The sequence below is a fragment of the Enterococcus sp. DIV0756 genome, assembly GCF_051710745.1.
GTDB lineage: Bacteria > Bacillota > Bacilli > Lactobacillales > Enterococcaceae > Enterococcus_A.
Window position 1 is genome coordinate 861,112 of sequence record NZ_JBIOLF010000002.1, and the last position, 23,075, is coordinate 884,186.

Sequence of the window (23,075 nt, forward strand, 5' to 3'; positions counted from 1 at the left end):
ATATGACGGAACAAAAAGAAAAACGCATTCTGCTGATCTGTACGGCTGGGATCACCTCCGGTTTATTAGTAAAAAATATTCAAACAGCCGCAGACGAGCAAAAGATTCCGATTCGCGTCTATTCTGCTCCAGCCATCATCGCTGAACAAGCAATCCAAAATCAGCAAATCGATGGCCTGCTGATTGGCCCCCAATCAGAATATGAAGTCAGCCGCTTAAAGGATTTTTTGAACTACAAAGCGGTCAGCTACAAAATGATCAAGAAAGAAGATTATGAAACGTTGGATGGGGAAGCGGTGCTTAAGGAAATAATCGCGAGTTTTATGTAAGCAATGAAAGAGAGTGGCTGTCTAGCTGACATGTTTAAGTAAGAAATTGAACAGTTTCAATAATAACTAAGTTTAAGGCACTGTCTGCATATGGACAGTGCCTTAAATGTATTTTTATTCAACATCAACCGCTTGACGTCGTATCTCTTTAACAACTAATGATGCATCATTCAAAGCATAGATGCCTTGGATATCTCCTGTATTTAGGGCAGCGATTGCTTCATTAGAAAAATGTAACGAGCTAGTTTTAAAGCTTAGAACTTTTTTACCGTCAGTGACAGTGAATGCTTTCGTTGCTGGTTGATTGATTAGTTCAAACTTCGTTGGCAATGACTCAAGGCTTCCCAAAGCTTCCTCTACAACTAAATCTTCTACTTTTTGATAGCGCGATACAAGAAATTTTTCTGCCTCTTCCCGCACTAAAATAGCAGCAAAATGGGTATCGTTGATCATGCTGATGATACCGATCTTTCCATTATTAAAAGTAGTAGATTCTTCGACTTTAACAGTAAATATTTCTGCTTTTTCGGTTTGCCTGATCCCGAGAAAGGCTGGTGTTGCGCCGTGTTCAATGGTTGTTGAGCGGCCGATTAACGTTAGGGTAGTATTTTGTAAAAAAATGCTTTCCTCAAGGTCCCCCCGTAAACTGAGCCATTCAGGGTTTAAAGTAGATTGGTCAAATGTATCAATAAACGGCAATAGTTGTTGCTCGTTTACAAGCACGCTTTGATGTTCAGGGAATTGACTCATATCGACAACTTCGCTAGGAATACCCTGATTGATTTTCGGCCATTCCTTCTCCCAATCGACTGGATAGAGCAGGGTTTCTCGTCCCATATTGGTAATTTGTTTGAAATCAATTGTAGATGGACGCGTTCCTAAACAGGTCAACCACCAATTTCCTTTTGTATCTTGGAAGAGATCCGCGTGACCAATATTTTGTAAAGGTTCATTTGCGCGATCACGATTTGTAAAAATAGGATTGATTGTCGAGTGATCCACAAATGGTCCCCATAGATTGTCTGATTTGAACATTGTAATCATATGTCCTACACCGGTTCCGCCTTCAGCAGCTAGCAGGTAATAGGATTGTTCTTTTTTTATGATGTGAGGACCTTCTACATCACGACCGCCTGTACCTAGACTGGTTATTTCTGGACCGCGTAAAATAGTGCCAGTTGATAGATCTATTTCCGCTTGTTGGATCGCTTTTGTCCCTTTATCATCAATATATCCTGTGAAGGTGACATAAGTATGTCCATTTTCATGATATAAATCGGGATCTATCCCCGTAATATCGATTTCTGTTCGGTGCTGTTCCCAAATGATTTCACCATTGACATTCAATCTGCCTTTGATAATAAAGTTTTTGAACTCTGCAAAATTTGTGGTGATCACATAGAAGTGATCATTGAAAAAGCGAATACAAACTGCGAAAATTCCTTCATTAGATTTCGCCTTTGAAAGGTCGGCTTGTTCCGTTTTTACGACGATTCCAGGGAGTTTTTTCCAGTTTAATAAATCAGTGCTTTTACTTAAGGCGATCCCTGGGTAGTACTCAAAAGTACTGTTGACCATATAATAAGTATCTTTTACCAAAACGATGCTCGGATCAGGATACATACCGCGTAGAATTGGATTTTGATAAGATTCCACCATATAAGACACTCCTTTTCTATTGATGATAGGCTGTACGAACAGCAGCAAACGTTAGTTCAGCGGTAGTAGAAAGCGGAAGATTTGCTGTCTTCAGATCAATGCTATTTCCTATTGCAACAGAGAAAGCGCCACTTTCTTTGATGGCTTCAAGTCCAGCGATCGAATCTTCAATACCGACGCATTCTGAAGGCTTAAGATTCAATGAGTTAGCTGCAGCGATGAAAATATCTGGTGCTGGCTTTCCATTTTCTACTTTACTTGGATCGACGATGGCATCAAATGTCTCTGCCAATGCTAACTTTTCTAAAATAAGCGGTCCGTTTAAGCTAGAAGAGGCTAAAGCAAGCTTCACATTCTGCTGTTTCAGTTCAGAGATGAATGCCGCAACCCCTGGCAAGATATTGTCAGGGGATAGCTGTTTAAGTGACTCCTTATACTGTTCATTCTTTTCAAACAAAAGCTGTTGAAACATACGCTCAGAGACCGACACGTCTAAATAGTTTAAGATCACCTTCAAAGAATCCGCTCGACTCACGCCCTTTGTCTTTTCTTCCAAGTCACTTGGAAGTTTCACAGCAAAGTAATTGTTTGTAAGTTTTTTCCAAGCTTCAAAATGGAGGGTAGAGGTGTCGGCGATGACTCCATCTAAATCAAATAATGCACCTTTAAACAAGTGAGATTTCCTCCCGTTCACTTAAAATAGGGGTTGAACCTAGCACGTCATTGATTTTTGCTAGATTCTCTGGTGTGATTTGAATAAAAGGTAAGAGCGTATTCAATTTGGTCAAGGACATAGTTCCTAAACCACCTTTAATGGCTGCTGGATCTGCTTTGAAAAAATTTAGCACAGGATCAATTGCATCAATTTTTTGAACCAACAGTTCATCTGCCATAATTTCGGCCGCAGGTGTTTCGCTATTATAGTATTCTACGTAACTTTCACTCGGAACATAGGCGATTTCATAGGTGCCGCAGGTAAGGGAGAAGTGTCCGTTGGCTTTCATCTGATTATTGACGGTTACGGAACAATTTTCTCCTCGCGGTAAGTTGACATGCACAGTCGTTCCAAAAGGCACAGTCAAGTTGAGCTTAATTGTGTGTTCGCTGTCTGATTCGATTTGATAGCTTACAGCGAACGTTCCATATGGTGTATCGAAATGTCCATTAACCTGTTTTAAGCGGTAATCAAAAAGTGGCGCAAAGCTGATTTCCTGATAGCCAGGTTGAGCTGGTTGAATTCCTAGAAGATAGCTATAGGCCCATTCCATAATTGCACCAAAGCTATAATGATTTAATGAATTCATTCCTTCTGGATTCATAGAACCATCGGGAAGAACGGAGTTCCAGCGTTCCCAGACAGTTGTTGCACCAAGATTTACTGCATAGAGCCAGCTTGGGAAATCTTCTAAAAGGAAAATTTTCGTGGCTAGTTTATGATAGCCATAATTAGATAAAACCTGACAAATGAAGGGAGTACCGACAAATCCGGTTTTGAGATGGTCATTATCTTTTTTCAAACGAGCGACTAAATCTTTAGCTACTCGAGATTGTTGTGATTGAGGGATCAACTCAAAATATAAGGCGATTGCATAAGCCGTCTGAGTATCAATTGCTAAACGGCCATTTGCAGTAATATATTCCTTAACGATAGCCTCTTTGATTCGTTGAGCTTGTCTTTGATAATAGATCGCATCATTAGGAAGCTTCAAAATTTCAGCAGTTTTAGCAATGATTTCATTAGAATAGTAGTAGTAGACGGAGGCAATAAAATCTTCTTCAGTCCTTCCAGTTGGTAATGCGGGATTTTCTCCATCAAGAGCGAGCCAGTCGCCAAATTGAAAGGTTCCAGTCCATAAATCAGTGCTCTTGCTGTTTTTTTGAATCCATGCTACCCAATCCTTCATCGCTGTGTAGTTTTGACGTAAAATCGCTGGATCGCCATAAATTTGATACATGTTCCAAGGAATAATCGTTGCTGCATCGCCCCAAACCGCAGCACCGCCATCAGAATTCCCCATTGCAGGAGCATACATTGGAACCATACCATCATGCAATTTTTGCTCGATAGCGATGTCTTTTGCATATTTTTTGAAGAATGGAAAAACGTTCATATTCAAAGCAGCCGTTTTAGAAAATACTTCAGCATCGCCTGTCCAGCCAAGTCGTTCGTCACGCTGCGGGCAATCAGTTGGAATATCTAAGAAGTTACTTTTTTGTCCCCACAGAATGTTTTGGAAAAGACGATTAACCTTTGAATTGGTGGTTTCGATTTCGCCAGTTGTTGCCATTTCAGAATAAAGAACAGCCGCTTGATAATCTTCTTTTCTCAGCGCTTGAGTGTTTCCTTCGACTTTTACATAACGATAACCGTAAAAAGTGAAATGGGGGCGAACCCATTTTTCCTCACCGTCAGAAATATAGACGAAAGAGGCCCTTGCTTCACGTAAGTTTTCGCGATAAAAGTTACCCTCCTGCAAAATTTCTCCCATTTGAAAAACAAGCTTGGTGCCTTTGGGTTCGCGGTTGTAAAACTCCATCCAACCAGTCTGATTTTGACCAAAATCAAGAACCTGTTCTCCTGCCGGAGTTTCAAGGATTTCTTGAATAGGCAATCGTTCCATAATTTTTATCGGCAGACTCAAACGGTCTTGAAGGAGATTTTTATTTTGATTTAGTAAGATCACAGACTCCCAATTGGAAGGATTTAGTGTATCGTCTAAGTCTTCTCCATAATAAATCTCTGATTTGGTCACTTTTCCGCTGGTTGTTAACCACGAGCTATCAGTTGAAATAATCTCTGTTTGACCATCTTCATACGTCACGTGGAATTCTCCAATGACACATTGCTGGTCGCCATAAATGTTTTTTATTCCGCCATCGAAGCCTAAAGTTCCTTTATACCAGCCGTCACCAGTAGTGAAAAGTAGTTCATAATCAGTCGCTTTTTGGAAGGCTGCTGTGACATCGTAGGTTTGAACTTGGATCCATTGATCATATGCCGTAACACCCGGGGTTAAGTACTCATCACCGACTTTTTCGCCATTGATATACGCTTCATAAATCCCTAATCCAGTAGCATATAAACGCGCTTCTACTACTTTTGACTTTAAGCTGATCTCTTTTTGAAAAAGCGTGTTTTGAATACTTTTATCGGGATGAGCAATCCAGTCTGCTTGAAAAGGTTCATTCATTTTTCCAGTTTCAAAAAAGCTTTCTTTGGTAAAAAGCTCATGATTGGCGTCTCGAATCGCGATTTCTACGTGGTAACGAGTACGTGGAATCAGCGTTATAGGAACATCGAAATAGTTATTTTTAAATGGTTCCTGCTTGCTTTGGTAAACGGGGGATTCATAATTATCTGTCCAGATCGTTAATTGCTTCGTTATTTCTTTGAACTGTTCTGCTTCTACTATAAACTCAATTCGCAAATCATCTAGCTGAAAGCCTACAGGTTCTGTCATATGATTGATTAAAATTTTTGAAATTTTCATTTTTTCACACTCCTAATTTATAGTTTAGTGGTAAAGTCCCCGCAAAATGGATCGATCGGGCTAATACCTTCAAAAGGTTCTTTACCAGTCATTTTTCTGAGCACCGCCTCAATACTTTCTTTATTTCCAGTATACGTATTGATGTAGGTGGATACTGCAGGAATATCAAATAAATGATAAGGATTTGCGGTTGAGATAAAGATCGTCGGAATAGCTTTCATGAACCATGGAGCATCCGCCGCCATTAAATGAATCCAGTCAAGCCGAGTGGTGGTTTGATTACTAGCCGTTTCGATATTTGCGATATAGAGCGCTAAATCAAATTTCTCCTTCATTTCAGCTACGCCTTCTTCAAAAATCTCATGAAAATCTAAATGCTTTCGGTCAAATAGTGTCACTTCAAAGCCCAGTGTCTCCAGCTGTTTTTGGAAAAGAGCGGAAACTTGGCCGCCTTCTTTAAAACCACCGTCATCCGAGTCACCTAAAACAACCAATCGAATTCGCGGATAACGTTCGACTGTCAAAGGCAAAAGGTGATCCCGATCTTTGACTAAAGTAACGGACTTTTTAGCTGCCGCGGCTGCTTTTTTTACATGTTCAGCAGTATTTAAGTTCAACGTTTCTGGCATCATAGCTTCAAATAAACCATGTGACATTTTTGTAGCGAGAATTCGTAAAACCGCCTCATTGATTCGAGTCAGCTTCAATGTGCCGTTTTCAACGGCGTTTTTGATAAATGTATAATCCTCATCAATATTTTTATTAAAAAGGATCATGTCAATTCCAGCATTAATTGTTGCAGGTAATAGTTCCTCTCGTGGAAGAATCGAATTGTAACCAATCATTGGTGTGGCATCGGTAATCGCCAAGCCATTAAATCCAAGTTTCTCACGTAATAGATTATCGATCAGTCGTTTTGAAGCCGATGCTGGTCTTAATTCTGAATCCTTCATATTCGGCGATAGTTTTTTCTCCCAACTTGGCAACATGATATGACCGATCATGATACTGCTAATTCCCTGATCGATAAAGGTTTGGTAGATTTTCCCGTAAGCGTTCATCCAATCATCAACGGACAGAGAGTTGACCGTGCTTAACAAATGCTGATCACGTTCGTCGACACCGTCACCCGGAAAGTGCTTGATAACAGGCAAGATACTATTCTTTTCCAACCCCTTAATTTGTGCAGAGGCCATTTGAATCACGCGTTCTGGGTCGCTACCAAAGGTTCGAGTATTGGTGATCGGATTTCGAAAATTCAGATCAATATCGACAATCGGGGAAAAGGACATGTTGCAGCCTACTTGAGCGGCTTCATTTCCAGCGACATTGCCTAATTCATAGGCTTGTTCAGGATCATCTGTCGCAGCAATTTGCAGAGGCATTCCGAACCAGGTTCCTTCTGTGATAATCCCATTTCCGCCAGACTCCAAATTTGCTGAAAAGAATAGGGGGATATCGCTAGCTTCTTGAGCAGTTGCTAATTGTCGTTTGATCTTTTCGGCTGAGGCGGGGCGATACATCATACCGCCAGGGCGGTAGGTTTTGATGAATTCTTTAATGTCTACTTGATCCTCATCCTGCCCAATGACAAAAAAGAGTTGTCCGATTTTTTCATCTAAGGTCATAGTTTGAACTTTGCTTTGCAGCTGTTGAATTTGTTGTTCTGTTAAGTAGTAAGGTTTTGTTGATAAATCTAACATGTTTTTTGCGCCTCCAATGATTTAAAGATACTTGTTCACGCTTTCATTCTAGCTTGGAGAAATTGTATAAACCATTGCGAAAAAACAGCTTAAGTGTGTCCATTTCATTGCTCCTTTCATTTATCTGAAATTGAGTCTTGCTTGAATGATTTATTCATGAGATAGTTTAGGCGAAGTAATGAAAGAATATCATTCAAAAAAGCAACTTAAAGATTTAAATCCTATAATTACTCGACTTATTGCAAAAATAATTGCCTTTTTGAGGGGAGCTGAAGGAATGGAAGAAGAATTTTTGACCATATTACAGGAGAAAAACCAACCTCGTAATTGGGAGGAGTTAGGTTCAGAAATGAGACCAAAACAAGCGGGTGTGTTGAAAAACGAGCCTGTTTACGAATTTTTTCATACGTTGGACGACTCGTTAGAGGTAAATCCGCAATCAATCGCCATTTCGGTGCAGCCAGTGGGCTCTTTTATTCCATTTCATGTGCATAATTACGTGGAGATAATCGTCCCTCTTGTGGGTGAATGTACGGTTATTACGAAAAATGATGAGTTAAAGTTGAAGCAAAATGACTTGATCATCATTGGAAATCATACGATTCATCGTGTAGAGCCAATTGCAACCGATGCTATCGTAGTCAATCTGACCCTAAAGGATACGGCTTTCAATTTAAATGATTATCATTTTATGTATGAGGATCGAGTAACCAAAAAAGTGTCTTCCTTACTTTTTTCGCTGCTCTCAAATGAAACACAAGGGGAGAACATTTATCGCTTGTTTCGAACGCATCGAGAGACAAAGATTCATTTGCTGTTAGAGGATATTATTCAGGAATACTATTATCCAGATACCCAATCGAATCAAATCATCCGATTAGAGCTATTAACGCTCTTCGGCCGATTGATTCGCTCAGCTGCCAATGAACAAACAGTGATTGCTGGGGAAGATGATGGATCGGTTAATTTGCTATCATTACTCTTATATATTGAAAAGAATTATGCTCACATTACGTTAGAGGAAATGGCTCAGCACTTTGGCTTCAATCCGAATTATTTATCTTCCTATTTGAAGAAGCATACTGGATTGACCTTTATTAAATTGGTTCATCTGCAACGGGTGAATGTTGCGGCGGAATATTTAACGTATACCAATGCTCCAATTGAACAAATTGCTCTAAAGGTAGGGTATGAAAATCCCTCCTATTTTTATAAAATGTTTCGAAAACATTTAAAAATTTTACCAACTGAATATCGTGAAAAGCATTCTTTCAATGCCAAAAAAGCCGATTGAGTCTCAATCGGCTTTTTTATAGCTTAAATTTTTGGCGATATTGATTAGGTGAAAATCCGGTTTGCTTTTTAAAAAAATGGTAAAAGTAAGCTTCACTGGAAAAACCTAGTCGTTCTGCAATAAGCTGAACGGTCAAATCAGTTGTATTTAACAGTTGTTGAGCCTTCTGAGTCCGAATCATTTGAGCATAATTGGCCAGAGTCATTTTTGTTTGCCGCTTTAAAAGCCGATTCAGGTATTCAGGATTGTAGTGCAGTGTGGCTTCGATTTCTTTTCGAGAAATATTACCAAAGCGGCTTTCAATTAAATGGATCACACGATTAACAAGATAATCTTCTTTGGATAAATCCAGATCAATTCGCTGAAGTGAAAATTGATTGGAATTTTCCAGTGCATCCAACAGGCGTAAAATCAATCCTCGTTGAAAATAAGCACGTCCGATTTTGGAAGTAGCTACCTCTAGCTGCAAGGAATCAATGATGACATGAAAACCTTCGCTTTGATAAGGCAAGCAGGGAGTAAACTCAATATAGCTGCGTTTCCATTGAGCATCAGATTGTAGATTTTGCTGTAAAAATTGAAAGATCGGACCTTCGCCGGAATCAATAGAAAGTAAGTCCTGAAGCAGCGCAGGGGATAAATTTAAAAAGACGACGTTGCAGCCATCTGAAAGAATCTCCCGATGCAGAATCTGAGTATTCAATAGACAGCCTTCTCCTGCTTGAAAAATATATTCCTTCTCCTCAATATAGTTTGTTAATTCTCCCTTTAAAACATACATTAATTCAAAGTTTTGGTTTTTATGTAACGCTTGATATTCTTCGTTTTCAAAGGCGATGATTTTACCATCCTGTACTTTAGTATAAAGAATTTTTTCGCCGATCTTTTGCTTATAGAAGATGGCGATCGGTGAATGGGTTCTGATTTGCGGAATGTCTGCATCGCCAGAATGAAGGTCAGAAAAAGGATCTTTTGCCATAAAGCACCTCCGAAAGGTCGGGAAATTGTAGTAAACGGTTTCTTGAAGTCGGTATTTTTCATTATATCACAGAGACTGACGAACTAGAATAAAGGATATCAGAGGAGGAAGACAGATGCGAGAGAAGAAAAAATTGAATCAACAATGGCTGTTTCATTATGGGGAAATTGGAATGCCTAAGAAAACGGTCAAAAAGGCCCATGCCTTAGGTGGATTGACCGCACCGCTAATAGAAGAGGCTGGAGAACCGGTAATATACGGTGCAGGAGGGGAACATTTTCTAAAACTAATTGCTCGAGGAGATGAGATTCAAGGATTAAAAAATTTAGCTGGAACGGATTTTGATTCTGAAATAAATCAACAATGGCAAACTATTACGATTCCTCACGACTGGAAAATCAGTCAGCCCTATAAACAAGATCCAGAATTGCTTATGTCTGGATCAAAGGAAGATGGAATTGGTTATTATCGAAAAACTTTTTCCTTAAATGATAAGTTGGTGAATCAAAAGCGCGTTATTCTACATTTCGAGGGAGTGATGCGTTCAGCAGATGTTTGGCTAAATGGTGCCTATTTAGGTCAGAACACTAGTGGATACACAAGTTTTTCTTATGATATCTCTGAGATGGCTAGATATGGTAATGAAGGAACCAATGTATTGCTTGTACGCGTGGATACAACAACTGGTGCTGAAGGCTGGTGGTATGAAGGTGCGGGTATTTATCGTGACGTTTGGCTAGAGTCTGTCCCGTTGATCGCCTTTAATAGAGAAAGTGCGTACGTCTATACAAAGGAACTTCAAGACACGCAGGCAGTTATGGGTGCTGAAGTTTGTATCGAGAACCATTCACAGGAGATAGTCGATGTCACGCCAGTGATCAGGCTTGGTGAACAGTTGATCACGTTAGGCAAACAAACGTTACAGCCTTTTGAAAAACATGAAATTAAAGAGACATTTATTTTTTCTGCACCGATCCTTTGGTCGCCTGAAAATCCTCATTTATATGAAGCGGTTTTTCAGATGGAAACGGATGAGTGCCGTAAAAGCTTTGGCATTCGAACGTTCGCTTATGATTCACAAGGCTTTTATTTAAATGAAAATTTGTATGAACTTAGGGGTGTTTGCGAGCATCAGGATTTTGCAGGATTAGGTGTCGCACTGAATAAGGATATTATCGAATATAAAATTAAAACGATGAAGGAAATGGGTGTCAACGCTTGGCGCAGTGCCCATCATTTTGCTTCTGAAGAGCTTTTGGAGGCCTGCGATCGTTATGGGATTCTTTTAATGAATGAGAACCGTTTACTTGAGAGCACTCCTTGGCGAATCGCCGATTTGGAAAAAATGGTTCGAAAAAGTAGGATGCATGCCTCGATTGCGTTTTGGTCAGTAGCGAATGAGGAAGTCATCGGTAATACGAACCTTGGAAGCCGCATAGCCAGTAGATTGGTTCGGTGCATCAGACAAAATAACTATGAAAGTTTAGTTGTTTCAGCAGAACTACTAAATCCCGATGGTATAGTTAATGAAAACTATCTAGCGAATTATGACGTACTGGGGGTAAATTATCCAGAAGCGGATGCAATGGGACCTGGCGCAATCAAAATCAAAGAGCAGTACCCAGAGCTTGCGATCATGAGTACGGAAAGTGCCTCCTATTTTTCTACCCGAGGAATTTACAAAGATAATGAAGAAAATTGTCAGTGCTCTAACTTCGGATCGCTATTTTCAATGATTTTACCTGGAAAGCGCCAACCAGGTGATCCCGGAGCAGGAGGTACAGCGACGCCTGAAAAAGTTTTAAACTATTTATCTCAGCACCAGTATATGGGTGGAGTTTTTCTTTGGACGGCATTTGATTATTATGGCGAACCTTCTCCTTTTAGTTGGCCAGCTATTTCCTCTCAATTTGGTATCGCGGATTTGTGCGGATTTCCGAAAGATTATTACTACTATTACCAGGCAAATTGGAGAAAAGAACCTGTGCTTCACATTCTTCCTCATTGGAATGAAGAAGGCCTCGAGATCAATGCTAATGATATGATTTCTGTTCGTGCATTCAGTAATGCGGATGAAGTCGAGATTTTTGTCAATGGAATAAGTTTTGGTAAGAAAATAGTTGTTGGTTGTATCGCTAATTGGGAAATTCCTTACCAAGCTGGGGAGTTAAAAGCTGTAGCCTATGATGGAGATCAAATCATCAGTGAAGCTAAGCATCAAACCAGTTCAACGATTCACTCGATCCGAAGTGAAAGAATTTTTGAAGGAAAAGAATATAGCCTTTTTGTTCTGAAAGCGGTCGATGAGCAACAACGATTTGTTCCTACGGCAAATAATCAGGTAGCAGTTTCTGCCGAAAAAGGAGAAATTGTCGGCTTAGCAAATGGAAATCCAACGAATCAAGATGCGTATAGTCTATCTTGCGTTCGATTGTTCCAAGGAAAAGCCTTAGCTATCATACGAACAACTGAAGCAAGTGTTCAAATCAAAGCGACTATTCAAAAATAAAGTACAAGGCAGAAAAAGTATCTATGAAAAGACCACAAAGGGCATGAATTTTGCATATGGTTGTAGTACTTTTTCTAACCTATACTTTAATTATCATTTGAAAGCGGAAACAAAAATATGAAGGAGTGCAATCATTATGAATAAGAAAAAATTATCTCTAGCATTAGGTATTTTAAGCATGAATCTATTATTGATGTCAGGCTCTGTTGTAGGCGCGGCAATTGCCGCGATTTCAAAATCATTTCCTCAAGAACCTATCTCTAAGGTACAAATGCTTAGTTCCATTCCACAGCTTGGTCAGTTGATAGCTACCTTACTTTTCACTTGGTTAACCTATAAAATGACCAGAAAAAATATCGGCGTCGTTTCAGTAGCTATTGTAGCAGTCAGTGGCTTACTGCCAGTTTTTTATAACAGTAGTCTGAATATTATTTTAGCATGTATGATCGCTCTAGGATTCGGGCTTGGATTGATCAGTAATGTTGGTCCCGTATTATTACAAGAACATTTTGACGGTGAAGAGCGTGCGGCGGTCATGGGCTGGGCGGTAGGCTTTAACAATTTAGGAATGATGGGTTTTACTGCTATCGGCGGTGTATTAGGTAGTACGAATTGGCAAAATCTATTTTGGGTTTATGGAGCCGCGATTCTTATTTTAATCGTCGTGTTAGTTTTAGTACCTAAAGACCGAAAATTATCTGAAGAGGAAGTTTCTAACCAACGTTCAATCAGCTTTGGTAAAACGGTAAAAAGTTTAAATGGTTATGTTTATGTAATGTTGATCGTGACTTTTGTTACGTCACTTTGCTTAATGATTTTTATGGCAAATCAGTCAATCTTGCTGGCTTCAAAGGGGAACGGTACAGCTTATACTGCAATGGTTACCGCACTAGGAAATGTTGGAGGAATTTGCACTGCTTTTGGCTTGAAATACATTCGCAAATTTACTAAAACAGATACGATGGCTTGGGGCTTCGTAGCTTTCGCCTTATCTTATCTTTGTATCGTCTTTTTCAATAATCCGGTGTTGCATATTGCCGGAAATATGTTCTCTGGAATGGGGATCGTTATGGTCAATGCAACGATTCCGTTTGAATTATCCATTTTAGCAAATCATCAGCAGTTCCCGGTAGCCATCGCGATGAACACACTGATTTCGTCATTAGCAGGATTTGCTGCGCCAATTTTGCTTGCAGCAACCAAGATTTCAGCAGGAGCAAACTCTTATCTTGCCGGGATCGTCATCAGCGGCTTAATGGCAGTCGTATTATTGATTACTCGCTTAGGTAATCGCATTGAAAAAAAGTCTGATCAAGCGACACACAGTCGGAATGAAGAAGTTCAGGAGGCGTAAAGCGGTATTTGGATAAAGCTTTAAGAAATCAATATTGAAAGAGCCGTAAGGTCGAACGAGCATAAACTATCAAAAGTGATAGAAACATGCTCGTTCGCTTTCTTTTTGTTAAGTTTTCTTCGAAAGAACTTAACAAAAAGAAAGCCGTATCTATATTGACAGGTTGTTTCTAATTTAAAAGCTAGATTGGTTTTTAAAATATTTTGGCGCAATCGGCTATTTCTTAGCCTCATTGAATGGCAATGTGTTTCAGTATATACTTGAAGTAAAATCAATGGAAAAAGCGGAGCGGAGAAAAGCGGATGGAACTAGGGAATTCTGTAAGAAGTATCTTACTTCGATATATCAATAATCAAAAAAAGCAGGACAACAACTACTTTATCGCACAGATTATTTTAGATAATTTTAATCAGGTTCCTCAACTGACGATTTATGAGCTTAGCGAAAAATGCTTTGTATCAACGGCTGCTATTTCACGCTTTATTCGTTTGATCGGATTTGCGACATATACCGACTTTAAATCAGCGTGTGAAGATGAGATTACGATCATCCATGATTATGACAAGAAATACACAGTCGAGCAGGATGCGACCGCGAGTTCTTTTATGATGGAATTCAGCGAAAATATTCAAAGTAATTTGGCTTATTGCCAGCAGCATCTTTCGCAGGAAAAGCTAAAGGAAGTTGTTCAACTTATAGCTCAATCCACCGACGTGGTTGTCTTCGGATTAGAGTTTGCTGCCTTCATGAGCCAGCACTTTCAAAGTCGTTTGGCTATGATGGATAAGCGGGTTCACACAGGCTTCACAGTAGCGGACCAATTGGAGACGATTGAAAAAATTCAACCGGATAGTTTGGCACTGATCTTTTCGATGGAGGGTGGCTTTTTCTATTTTAATGAAAAAGTGATAGCTGCTTTAAAAAAGAAGAAAGCTCGGATTGTTGTTTTTACTTTTAAAAATTCACCGATGATTGAACGAAGTGCGGATGACGTGATTATTTGCGGTGAACGAAATGAAAATACGGAAGGACGTTTATCCGTTCTTTATGTGATGGAACTTTTAATTTTCTATTATATGACCACTGTTTACTTAGCATAAGTTTCATATTTTGAAACAAGGCCTCCAGTTTTAAAACTGGAGGCCTTGTTTTGTCGTCGAAAATAGAATCGTTTCCGTGATATTGTTTATTTAACAGGAAGGGGCGATACACATATGGATAAAAAGACATTTTACTGGGGAGCATCTACTTCGGCATTTCAAGTAGAAGGGGGGTACGGCGAAGGAGGAAAAGGTATCGCAACTACGGATGTAAGGAAAATACCAGAAGGTATAGCGGATTCGAAAATTGCCTCTGATCATTATCATCACCTAAAAGAGGATATACTTTTAATGAAGGATTTAGGAATTACTCTTTATCGTTTTTCCTTTAATTGGACGCGTATCATGGGCGATGGGTATGAAGAAAATCAAGCAGGAATTAATTTTTACAATCAATTAATCGATCTTTGTTTAGAAAATGGAATTACTCCCTTTCCAACACTGTATCATTTTGAGATGCCGCAGAAATACGTCGATGATTTTTCTGGCTGGCAGTCAAGAAAATGTGTGGATCTATTTGTGAAATACGCGGAAATTTGTTTCCGTCATTTCGGTGATCGTGTAAAGAATTGGGGAACGATTAATGAGCAACTAATTGTCAGTGCTGCAACCGATTTGAACGGCAATCATGAAGCCAATCCAGATTTAAAAATGAAAAATATGTATCAGATGAGTTATCACATGTCACTCGCCGAGAAAAAAACAATTAAAGTATTTCGAGAAATTGTTAAGGATGGAAAAATCGGACCCATTTGTTCGATGCAAGTGATTTATCCCGAATCTTCTTCGCCCAAAGATATTCTAGCGGCTAGAAACGCACAAGATTTTTTACAGAATTGTTTTTTGGATATGTCGGTTTTTGGACAATTTCCAACTAGCTACAGCAATTATCTGAAAAATAAGGGATGGTATCCTGATTATGATGAAGAAGATATCAAAGTGTTGAAGAATAATCGACCAGATTTCATTGGGATCAATTATTATTGTAGTACTTGTGTACGAGCGCTAGAAGACGGTGAAGACAATAGTCAATTACCGCCGTTTTATCGTAATGAACTATTTACACTTGGGAACAATCCTTATTTAACCAAAACAAAGTGGATGGAATTTGGGATCGATCCAGAAGGGCTATACATTGGAATGCGCGATATTTATGAGCGTTATGGACTTCCAATGATCGTCACCGAAAATGGGCTGGCTTTTTCAGATGTTTTAGAGGGTGGAGAAGTTCATGATCATTATCGAATCGATTATTTTGAACAACATATCAATCAATGTACACGCCTAATTACAGAAGGATATCCCGTCTGGGGGTATTGTCCGTGGTCATTAATTGATCTGGTCAGCTCACATCAAGGGTTTAAAAAACGTTACGGCTTAATCTATGTTGATCGAACGGATGAGGACGTAAGGGAATGTCGTCGGATTCCAAAGGATAGTTATTATTGGTATCAACGTAGAATTAAGCTGAAAGATTAAGGATATCAGTTGCATTTTTCGCAGTTTATCTAATTAAAAGAATCAAAGGTTCAAGGAGTTAGTGGAAGAATATACGGCATGAAAATTGGATTAATTTGATTAAGGAGTGATATTTATGAATAGGTTTATCAATTTCATGGAAAAACGGTTCATCCCTGTTGCAAATAAAATTTCTGAAAATCGTTACTTAAAAAGTGTTAGTACTGGATCAATGGCATTGTTAGGTGTCATTATGGTGGGATCAATTTTTACCGTCATCGCTAGTTTTAGTTGGGGTCCGTATCAAGATTTTTTAACTCGGACACAATTAGGGACACTGCTGAATTATGTACCGGATTTTACGATTGATTTGTTAGGAATGTATATGGCATTTAGTATTGCCTATTGCGGATCGGAAATTTTTAAGATAAAGGAACATGCTTTGGGCACTGGGTTGATTTCTCTAGTGAGTTTTTTAATGCTTAGCCCGCTTACGGATGTTCCAGAAGAGCGATTGGCTTATCTAAACACGAGCTATTTAGGTGCAAAAGGTGTATTTGTCGCAATTTTTGTTTCCTTGTTGACGATTCAAGTAATGCTTTTTTTTGTTAAAAAGAATTTTACTATTCGAATGCCTCAGGGCGTTCCCGAAATGGTGACCAAGTCATTTACTTCACTTGTGCCAGCTGTTGCCATCGTTTTATTATTTGGACTAATTAAATTACTCTTTAGCTTTACTCATTTTCAAACAGCAACGGATTTTATCTACACGTTGCTGCAGCAACCACTGCAATCACTAACAGCAACTTTGCCAGCATTCTTGGTATTGATCTTGATTTCAAATTTATTATGGTTTTTTGGCATTCATGGATCGATGACTGTACTTCCGATTTTAATGCCGATCTTTTTAGGTTATCTGGCGGGTAATACTGAAGCTGTCTCTGCCGGTGAGGCAATTCCTCATGTGATCAATTTTGGTCTTTATGATTTAGCTTGTTTAGGAGGAAGTGGCGCAACGATTGGTTTAGTAGCAAATATGTTTTTCTTTTCGAAGAGCAAACGCTATCGCGCCTTCTCTAAAATTGTCTTTCCAAGTGGACTCTTTGGTGTAAATGAACCAGTGATCTTTGGTATGCCGCTCATGTTAAATGTGATGCTGTTGATTCCTTTTTTACTAACGCCTTTAGTCCTTGTTTCTCTGGGTCATTTGCTCATTTCGATTGGCGTAATCACTGCTCCGATGGGGATTTTGGGGGCAGGCTCATTACCCCCGCTTGTTCATGGAATCGTTCAAGGAAGTCTTTCATTTGGGATTTATGAAATTATAGCGACCCTGATTTCCATGGCGATTTATTTTCCGTTTTTTAAAGCATTAGATAATCAAGCGGTTCAAGAAGAAGTAGTGGTCAATGAGATAGATGAAAAGAAAGCAGATGAAGCAAGCATTAACGAAGCTTAATAAGTGACACAAAGGGCAATTATCTCTTTATGAAGAGGATTGCCCTTTGTTGATTTGAGGATAAGGTGTTCAATAGATTTGGAAGTCTTAGAAGAGGTTCAGTACCTTAAAGTAGTTGAATAATCGTAAAGGTCCATTATTAAGATAGGTTCTATTTTTTCTCTATTTTGTAAGGATTTTTTTTGACTCCTCCTTTAATTTAGTGAATGGTCGCATAAGTCGATCAATAATTCTTTGATCATATCGTAAATAGAAGTCGCTTCAGGTAGAGGACTCTGGACATTTTTAATGATGAAAAGATCTCTAAATCGATAGTCATCTTCTAATTTTCGCCATTTTAAGGAGGCTGGTAAGGCTAGTTTAGAAATAATTGATTTTCCTATGTTGTTTTCTAATAACGACAAAATAACTTCGCTATTATTGGTTTTAATAATTTGTGGATTTAAGTGATTTGAATAGAGATACGTTTCGTTAATAAGATACATACCAGAATCATTTTCTCGCAGAATCCAATAGTCAGAATCAAGATCTCCTGCTAAAACGAGTTCATCCTTATAAACGAAATCTTTTTGAATCAAGGGCGAAACAAGCGATTTTTCAATTAATCCAATATGAGCCTTGTTTCCTTCTACCGCGTCAATCACTTCCTGTGAATTCATAATTTTTATTTCGAAAGCCACCAATGGAAACGCCATAATTAATTCTTCCATGATTTTGGGTAGTAAATGGACAGCTGTGGTATTTGAGCAAGCGAGAATACAGTCTGTTTTAAAGTTCTTCGCGTTTTTTGCCTGTGAAAAAATACTAGAAAGGGAATTTAAGGATTCTACCACTTTTGGATATAAAAACTCAGCCTGTTTTGTTGGTAAGATCAATTGTTTTCCTTTCCGATCAAATAGTTTAAAGCCTAATTCCGACTCTAATCTTTGAATTTGAATGGAAATAGTCGGTTGTGTCTTAAACATTTGTTTTGCTGCAGTACTAAAATTTCTCGTTTCGTAAACAATAATGAACGTTCTCAATAATTCAAACATCGAAATCCCACCTTTTTCTATTAAAGAAATTTATAACGAATATATAAAATCATTATTTTACAAATAGTTAACTGATGATTATTATAGGGGTGTAAATAAGAGATTTCAAGTAGGATAAAAATTTTCGATAGTTTAGAAAGGAAAGAATGATGGATAATACAATAAAAAATTTTTTAAAGACCATTCCGATTCCTATTTGTGGATTGATCTTAGGGACTGTATCGTTAGGAAATCTATTGTTTTCGGAAGGATTTGAGAGAATAGGGAATCTTTTTTGCTACATAGGTTTAGTGATGATGATCGTATTCCTATTCAAAATTATTTTTACATTTAAAGACACAATTGCTGCATTAAGAAACCCTATTGTAGCATCAGTGGCTCCGACGTTTACAATGGCGTTAATGGTAATCGCTGCTTTTTTGGAACGATTATTTCCTCAGCTAATGCTGAATGATTGCCTGTGGTTAACTGCGATAATTTTACACCTTGCGTTAATGGGGTATTTCATTACAGTTCACATCTTGCCAGTGGAGGTCACTCTTGAGTATGTCTATCCAAGTTGGTTTATAACGTTTGTTGGCATAGGAGTGATTCCGAATACATCGTCGACCTTTGTTAAGGAGATAGGTGAGATTGCTGTTTGGGTCGCGTTGATTTCGTATCTCATTTTATTGCCAATCATGTTAAAGAGAATTGTTCATAAAAAAAGGTTCGAGGATTCTGCCATTCCTTTGATCACGATTATGACAGCACCAGGGTCACTTTGTTTGGCAGGCTATTTATCAGTTTGCAAGAATGTATCGTTTCCACTCGTCATCCTGTTATTGCTGTTGTCGCAACTTATTTATCTCTGCATTGTCCTTAATATGAAGAAAATGCTAAAAGTCGGTTTTTATCCTAGCTATGCAGCATTTACTTTTCCCTTAGTTATTTCAGCCACAGCAATATTTAAGGCATCAAAAGTTTTGGAAAACCGTCCATTTTTATTTGAGCTGACTCAATCATTAAGCATTTTCGAGACTATTTTAGCTATTTTAGTGGTGTGCTACGTCTTAATTAAGTATTTTAGTCACCTCTATACTCAAACCAAAACGTTAAAAGCAAATCGTGAGTTTTAGCGAGAAGAACATGATTAGAAAATCTATTCTTAAAGGAGTGTTTTATATGAAAAGTACAAGTAGAAAAGTTGCAGTAGTGGGAACAGGTTTTGTAGGAACAAGTATTGGCTATTCAATGATTAATCAAGGTTTGATCAATGAATTAGTATTGATTGATGTGAACCAAAAAAAAGCAGAAGGAGAAGCACTTGATCTTTTAGATGGTATGTCTTGGGCACAAGAAAACATAAAGGTTTGGGCTGGCGAGTATTCTGATTGTAAAGATGCGGATATTGTTGTGATTACAGCAGGTGTGAATCAAAAACCAGGACAAACACGTTTGGAATTAATCGATATAAATGCAGGGATCGTTAGAAGTGTTGTAAAAGAAGTGATGCATTCAGGCTTTGATGGTGTGTTGGTAATTGCATCAAACCCAGTCGATGTTTTGACTTACATAGCTTGGCAAGCTTCTGGATTGCCAAGCAGCAGAGTAGTAGGTACGGGAACGACATTGGATACCACCAGATTTCGCAAGGAGTTAGCCGCAAAATTACAAATTGATCCAAGAAGTATTCATGGGTATATTATTGGGGAACATGGAGATTCTGAGGTCGCTGTCTGGTCCCATACGACAGTAGGAGGGAAACCATTATTGGAATTTATCGTAAAAAACAATCGCTTAACGGTAGAGGATTTAACAATTATTTCAGATAGTGTGAAAAATACAGCTTATGAAATAATAAACAGAAAACAAGCGACTTTTTATGGAATCGGATTAAGTGTGGCTAGAATTGTAAAAGCGATTCTAAACGACGAGCAAGCGGTTTTACCTGTATCTGCATACTTGAATGGAGAATATGAAGAAAAGAACCTATTTACTGGAGTGCCATCAGTGGTAGATCAAAATGGTGTGCGAGAAATTATTGAGTTGAACATTGATCCAGAGGAACGAAAGAAATTTGCGACTTCATGCAGTCAACTACGAGAAGTCATTCGTTCTTTGGAGGAGAAATAGGTTTTTTCATTGAATTCAATGAGAATTGGAGGAGTCCGTCATTGGACTCCTTTTACCGTTTAAAACAGGAAGAATGTGTCTTTCTTACTTAGAAGACCGCTTTTCAATTCAACTTTTTATGGTACCATCAAAAGAAAGGGATTTCATTGACGCTATAGAAAAATTAGAGAGAAGGGGGCGCAATCGATGGGAAGGATTATTAATTACCTGGATACTCAAAGCGATATTCAGCTAATGACTCATGCTCTTTTTTACGAGAATGATTCAAGGACGACTGAATTATTTTTTCTGTTAAAGGGAAGTGCGGATTTACAAGTAAACGATGCATCCTACGAAATGAAAACAGACGATATAGTCGTGATCAATAAACATGAGCGGTATCAATTAACGGTGAGAGATAAGGAAGGCTTGCTCTTTCGTTTTTCAATTTCTGATTTTTTATTATCTCAGGCATTGGAAATGGAGAGTGTGTCTTTTAATTGTAATTCGATAAGCAATCCGAGCAAAAATTACGATTCGCTTCGACAGCTTTTAATCGATTTTATCGATTTGTATTTGTTTGAAAATACCAAGACTAATTTTTTACAAATGAGCAAACTGTATCATTTACTGAATGAGCTGAGTAGTCTTTTTCTTGAGCAAAGCACTTTGTTGATCGAACAGGATGAACGGATACGGCAAATCACCCGAGAAATCAAAGAACGCTATTATGAGAATATTTCGTTATCGGAAATGGCAGATTTGGTTCATATGGATGTTACCTACTTTTCTAAATTTTTTAAGAAAAGCATGGGAATGAATTTTAAAGACTATTTGAGTAACATTCGGATGTCCCATGCACTCCAAGATCTAGTAAATTCAGAGAAAACAATTACTCGGATCGCGGTAGATAATGGTTTTTTTAGCACAAATGGCTTCAATAAAAAATTTAAAGAACTTTATGAGCAAACACCTTCAAATTACAGGAGTCAGCATAAAGTTGAAAAAAAGACAGCCATCTCTGAATCTGATTCTATCGTGAGAAATTATTTTGCCCAATATAAAGAAGGTCAGCAGGAAAATAATGGGTCAAAAAAAGCGATTCTTCAGCTAGACTATCCACAGCTAACACCGATTATAATCGAAGAAACTTGGTGTAAAATTTTGAATGTTGGAGAAGCTGAAATGGTTTTAAATAGCAATCTGAAGCAGCATCTTTCCTTTTTACAGGAAAACCTTCATTTCACCTATGGTCGTATTTGGGGAGTTTTCGCTAGAAACAATCAAGAAGAAACTGTAGCAACTCATGAAAGAATGGACGGTGTACTTGATTCATTGCTAGAGCTTGGATTAGTACCGTGGATCAGTATGAATAAATTGGTCGGTCAATTTAAAGAAAGCAATTATTCAATGGATGAATGGAAGAAAAAGTTGCGAGCCTTTTGTCGTCACATTTTAAATCGCTATGGGAAACAGAATGTTGAGCAATGGAAGATAGAACTCGTAGCAAATGATCCTAAAGACAAAACACTCGTTTCTAAATATACGATCTTCTATCAGACAACGTATAGGATCATAAAGGAACTGATTCCCAACATTTCAATCGGAGGAGGAAACTTCGTCGTTACGAATGATCTAGATCTAGAAAGTTTTCTGGATGAAGAGCTTTCGGACTGTAATTTTGATTTTTATTCTTTCGTACTTTTTCCCTATTCCAATCGACTTGTTCGGGAGAAAAGAAATTTCCAACGAGTGACGGATCCAGATTTTCTTGTACAGCAATTGCAGCACATCAAGCAAAGCAGCTTGTCGAAACCGATCTATATTTCTGAATGGAGTAATACGGTTTCACGCAGTAATTTATTAAATGATAGCTTGTACAAAGGGGCATTTATCGTTAAAAGTATCATCGATGTGTTTGATCAGGTGGCGGGGCTAGGTTATTGGCTTGGCTCAGATCTGGCGCAAAAAAGTCCTAACAGCTATTCCTTTTTAACTGGAGGAAATGGTCTCCTTAATAAAAATGGCTTATCGAAGCCTGCTATGCATGCAATGAAATTTTTTGATCAATTGAGAGGACTGCAATTATTGTATAAGGATGGACGCCATTTAATTGCTTCTTCAGATGGTGACGAATTTTTCGTATTGGGTCATAATTATACGCACCCTAGCAGTCTGTATTTTCTAAAAGATGAAGCTCATTTAAAGCAGATGGAAGTAGAAAATTTTTTTGAGAAAAACGAATTTGAAGAGGAATTAATTTTTTCAGGTATTTCAAATGGAGAGTATGAATTACGAATTTTTTCCTGTTTGAAGGACCATGGAGATTTGTTTAATCAGTGGAAACGATTCAACTTTACAAGGCATTTACGTGCCTCAGATTTAAGTTATCTGGATAAGATGAATACGCCGCTACAAAAACTTGAAGAGGTGCAGGTTACTAATCATCGTTTGGTTATTCATAAACAGTTGACTACCAATGAGTTTTACGTGATTAATGTTAAAAAGCGTCAATAAATGAAGTAGTCATTCTAAAAAAGACAAAAACAATCATATTGTTTTTGTCTTTTTTTCTTGTTCCTTTTCAAGAAGACAAAAAACAGCAAGTATTT

General features: G+C 38.2%; 16 protein-coding genes. 10 read left to right on the top strand and 6 right to left on the bottom strand.

Annotated features, from left to right (window positions below; genetic code table 11):
- Nucleotides 1-2 precede the first annotated feature (2 nt).
- Nucleotides 3-329, top strand: a complete 327-nt coding sequence (locus IGI44_RS20575; protein WP_438789780.1) for a PTS sugar transporter subunit IIB — start codon at nt 3-5, stop codon at nt 327-329.
- Between the two features lie 114 nt (nt 330-443).
- Here IGI44_RS20575 and IGI44_RS20580 read toward each other — a convergent pair whose 3' ends face one another.
- The 4 genes from IGI44_RS20580 to IGI44_RS20595 are packed head-to-tail and all read right to left on the bottom strand — an operon-like array spanning nt 444 to nt 7,182.
- Entirely contained in the window at nt 444-1,988 is a 1,545-nt protein-coding gene (locus IGI44_RS20580; protein WP_438789781.1) for a family 43 glycosylhydrolase, read from the bottom strand.
- A 16-nt stretch (nt 1,989-2,004) separates the two neighbouring features.
- Entirely contained in the window at nt 2,005-2,661 is a 657-nt protein-coding gene (gene pgmB / locus IGI44_RS20585; protein WP_438789782.1) for a beta-phosphoglucomutase, read from the bottom strand.
- Nucleotides 2,654-5,479, bottom strand: a complete 2,826-nt coding sequence (locus IGI44_RS20590) for a family 78 glycoside hydrolase catalytic domain (protein WP_438789783.1) — start codon at nt 5,477-5,479, stop codon at nt 2,654-2,656. Before IGI44_RS20590 ends, pgmB begins: the two co-directional genes overlap by 8 nt.
- A 17-nt stretch (nt 5,480-5,496) precedes the next feature.
- On the bottom strand, nt 5,497-7,182 hold the full coding sequence (locus tag IGI44_RS20595; RefSeq protein WP_438789784.1) for a glycoside hydrolase family 3 protein: 1,686 nt from the start codon (nt 7,180-7,182) through the stop codon (nt 5,497-5,499).
- A gap of 277 nt (nt 7,183-7,459) precedes the next feature.
- Here IGI44_RS20595 and IGI44_RS20600 point away from each other — a divergent pair, with 277 nt between their 5' ends.
- On the top strand, nt 7,460-8,476 hold the full coding sequence (locus IGI44_RS20600) for an AraC family transcriptional regulator (RefSeq protein WP_438789785.1): 1,017 nt from the start codon (nt 7,460-7,462) through the stop codon (nt 8,474-8,476).
- A gap of 16 nt (nt 8,477-8,492) precedes the next feature.
- On the opposite strand, the gene IGI44_RS20605 is transcribed toward IGI44_RS20600, so the two are convergent.
- Nucleotides 8,493-9,455 carry an AraC family transcriptional regulator gene (locus IGI44_RS20605; RefSeq protein ID WP_438789786.1) on the bottom strand — a complete coding sequence of 321 codons (963 nt, stop codon included), beginning with the start codon at nt 9,453-9,455 and terminating at the stop codon, nt 8,493-8,495.
- 115 nt (nt 9,456-9,570) lie between these two features.
- On the opposite strand from IGI44_RS20605, the gene IGI44_RS20610 reads away from it, so the two are divergent.
- The 5 genes from IGI44_RS20610 (at nt 9,571) to IGI44_RS20630 (ending at nt 17,335) form a co-directional block, all read left to right on the top strand.
- Nucleotides 9,571-11,964 carry a sugar-binding domain-containing protein gene (locus tag IGI44_RS20610; protein WP_438789787.1) on the top strand — a complete coding sequence of 798 codons (2,394 nt, stop codon included), beginning with the start codon at nt 9,571-9,573 and terminating at the stop codon, nt 11,962-11,964.
- 136 nt (nt 11,965-12,100) lie between these two features.
- Nucleotides 12,101-13,318 carry an MFS transporter gene (locus IGI44_RS20615; RefSeq protein WP_438789788.1) on the top strand — a complete coding sequence of 406 codons (1,218 nt, stop codon included), beginning with the start codon at nt 12,101-12,103 and terminating at the stop codon, nt 13,316-13,318.
- Nucleotides 13,319-13,620: 302 nt separating this feature from the next.
- Nucleotides 13,621-14,418 (top strand): MurR/RpiR family transcriptional regulator, encoded by a 798-nt coding sequence (locus IGI44_RS20620; protein WP_438789789.1) that lies wholly within the window; start codon nt 13,621-13,623, stop codon nt 14,416-14,418.
- 114 nt (nt 14,419-14,532) lie between these two features.
- Nucleotides 14,533-15,897 carry a glycoside hydrolase family 1 protein gene (locus IGI44_RS20625; protein ID WP_438789790.1) on the top strand — a complete coding sequence of 455 codons (1,365 nt, stop codon included), beginning with the start codon at nt 14,533-14,535 and terminating at the stop codon, nt 15,895-15,897.
- 115 nt (nt 15,898-16,012) lie between these two features.
- On the top strand, nt 16,013-17,335 hold the full coding sequence (locus IGI44_RS20630) for a PTS sugar transporter subunit IIC (RefSeq protein WP_438789791.1): 1,323 nt from the start codon (nt 16,013-16,015) through the stop codon (nt 17,333-17,335).
- A gap of 194 nt (nt 17,336-17,529) precedes the next feature.
- Here the strand turns inward: IGI44_RS20630 and IGI44_RS20635 are convergent, their stop codons facing one another.
- Nucleotides 17,530-18,369, bottom strand: coding sequence for a LysR family transcriptional regulator (locus tag IGI44_RS20635; RefSeq protein WP_438789792.1), 840 nt, complete (start codon nt 18,367-18,369; stop codon nt 17,530-17,532).
- Between the two features lie 149 nt (nt 18,370-18,518).
- Between IGI44_RS20635 and IGI44_RS20640 the strand changes: the two genes are divergently transcribed.
- From IGI44_RS20640 to IGI44_RS20650, 3 genes are all read left to right on the top strand, one after another.
- Nucleotides 18,519-19,487: a TDT family transporter gene (locus tag IGI44_RS20640; RefSeq protein ID WP_438789793.1), complete on the top strand. Its 969-nt coding sequence runs from the start codon at nt 18,519-18,521 to the stop codon at nt 19,485-19,487.
- Nucleotides 19,488-19,533: 46 nt separating this feature from the next.
- Complete coding sequence (locus IGI44_RS20645) at nt 19,534-20,484, top strand: L-lactate dehydrogenase (RefSeq protein WP_438789794.1); 951 nt, start codon at nt 19,534-19,536, stop codon at nt 20,482-20,484.
- A 186-nt stretch (nt 20,485-20,670) separates the two neighbouring features.
- Nucleotides 20,671-22,980: a GH39 family glycosyl hydrolase gene (locus IGI44_RS20650; RefSeq protein ID WP_438789795.1), complete on the top strand. Its 2,310-nt coding sequence runs from the start codon at nt 20,671-20,673 to the stop codon at nt 22,978-22,980.
- The last annotated feature ends 95 nt before the right edge of the window (nt 22,981-23,075 follow it).

Coding starts and splice junctions, on each gene's coding strand:
- IGI44_RS20575 (WP_438789780.1), top strand. CDS start 3: ATGACGGAACAAAAAGAAAAACGCATTCTGCTGATCTGTACGGCTGGG.
- IGI44_RS20580 (WP_438789781.1), bottom strand. CDS start 1,988: ATGGTGGAATCTTATCAAAATCCAATTCTACGCGGTATGTATCCTGAT.
- IGI44_RS20590 (WP_438789783.1), bottom strand. CDS start 5,479: ATGAAAATTTCAAAAATTTTAATCAATCATATGACAGAACCTGTAGGC.
- IGI44_RS20595 (WP_438789784.1), bottom strand. CDS start 7,182: ATGTTAGATTTATCAACAAAACCTTACTACTTAACAGAACAACAAATT.
- IGI44_RS20600 (WP_438789785.1), top strand. CDS start 7,460: ATGGAAGAAGAATTTTTGACCATATTACAGGAGAAAAACCAACCTCGT.
- IGI44_RS20605 (WP_438789786.1), bottom strand. CDS start 9,455: ATGGCAAAAGATCCTTTTTCTGACCTTCATTCTGGCGATGCAGACATT.
- IGI44_RS20610 (WP_438789787.1), top strand. CDS start 9,571: ATGCGAGAGAAGAAAAAATTGAATCAACAATGGCTGTTTCATTATGGG.
- IGI44_RS20615 (WP_438789788.1), top strand. CDS start 12,101: ATGAATAAGAAAAAATTATCTCTAGCATTAGGTATTTTAAGCATGAAT.
- IGI44_RS20620 (WP_438789789.1), top strand. CDS start 13,621: ATGGAACTAGGGAATTCTGTAAGAAGTATCTTACTTCGATATATCAAT.
- IGI44_RS20625 (WP_438789790.1), top strand. CDS start 14,533: ATGGATAAAAAGACATTTTACTGGGGAGCATCTACTTCGGCATTTCAA.
- IGI44_RS20630 (WP_438789791.1), top strand. CDS start 16,013: ATGAATAGGTTTATCAATTTCATGGAAAAACGGTTCATCCCTGTTGCA.
- IGI44_RS20635 (WP_438789792.1), bottom strand. CDS start 18,369: ATGTTTGAATTATTGAGAACGTTCATTATTGTTTACGAAACGAGAAAT.
- IGI44_RS20640 (WP_438789793.1), top strand. CDS start 18,519: ATGGATAATACAATAAAAAATTTTTTAAAGACCATTCCGATTCCTATT.
- IGI44_RS20645 (WP_438789794.1), top strand. CDS start 19,534: ATGAAAAGTACAAGTAGAAAAGTTGCAGTAGTGGGAACAGGTTTTGTA.
- IGI44_RS20650 (WP_438789795.1), top strand. CDS start 20,671: ATGGGAAGGATTATTAATTACCTGGATACTCAAAGCGATATTCAGCTA.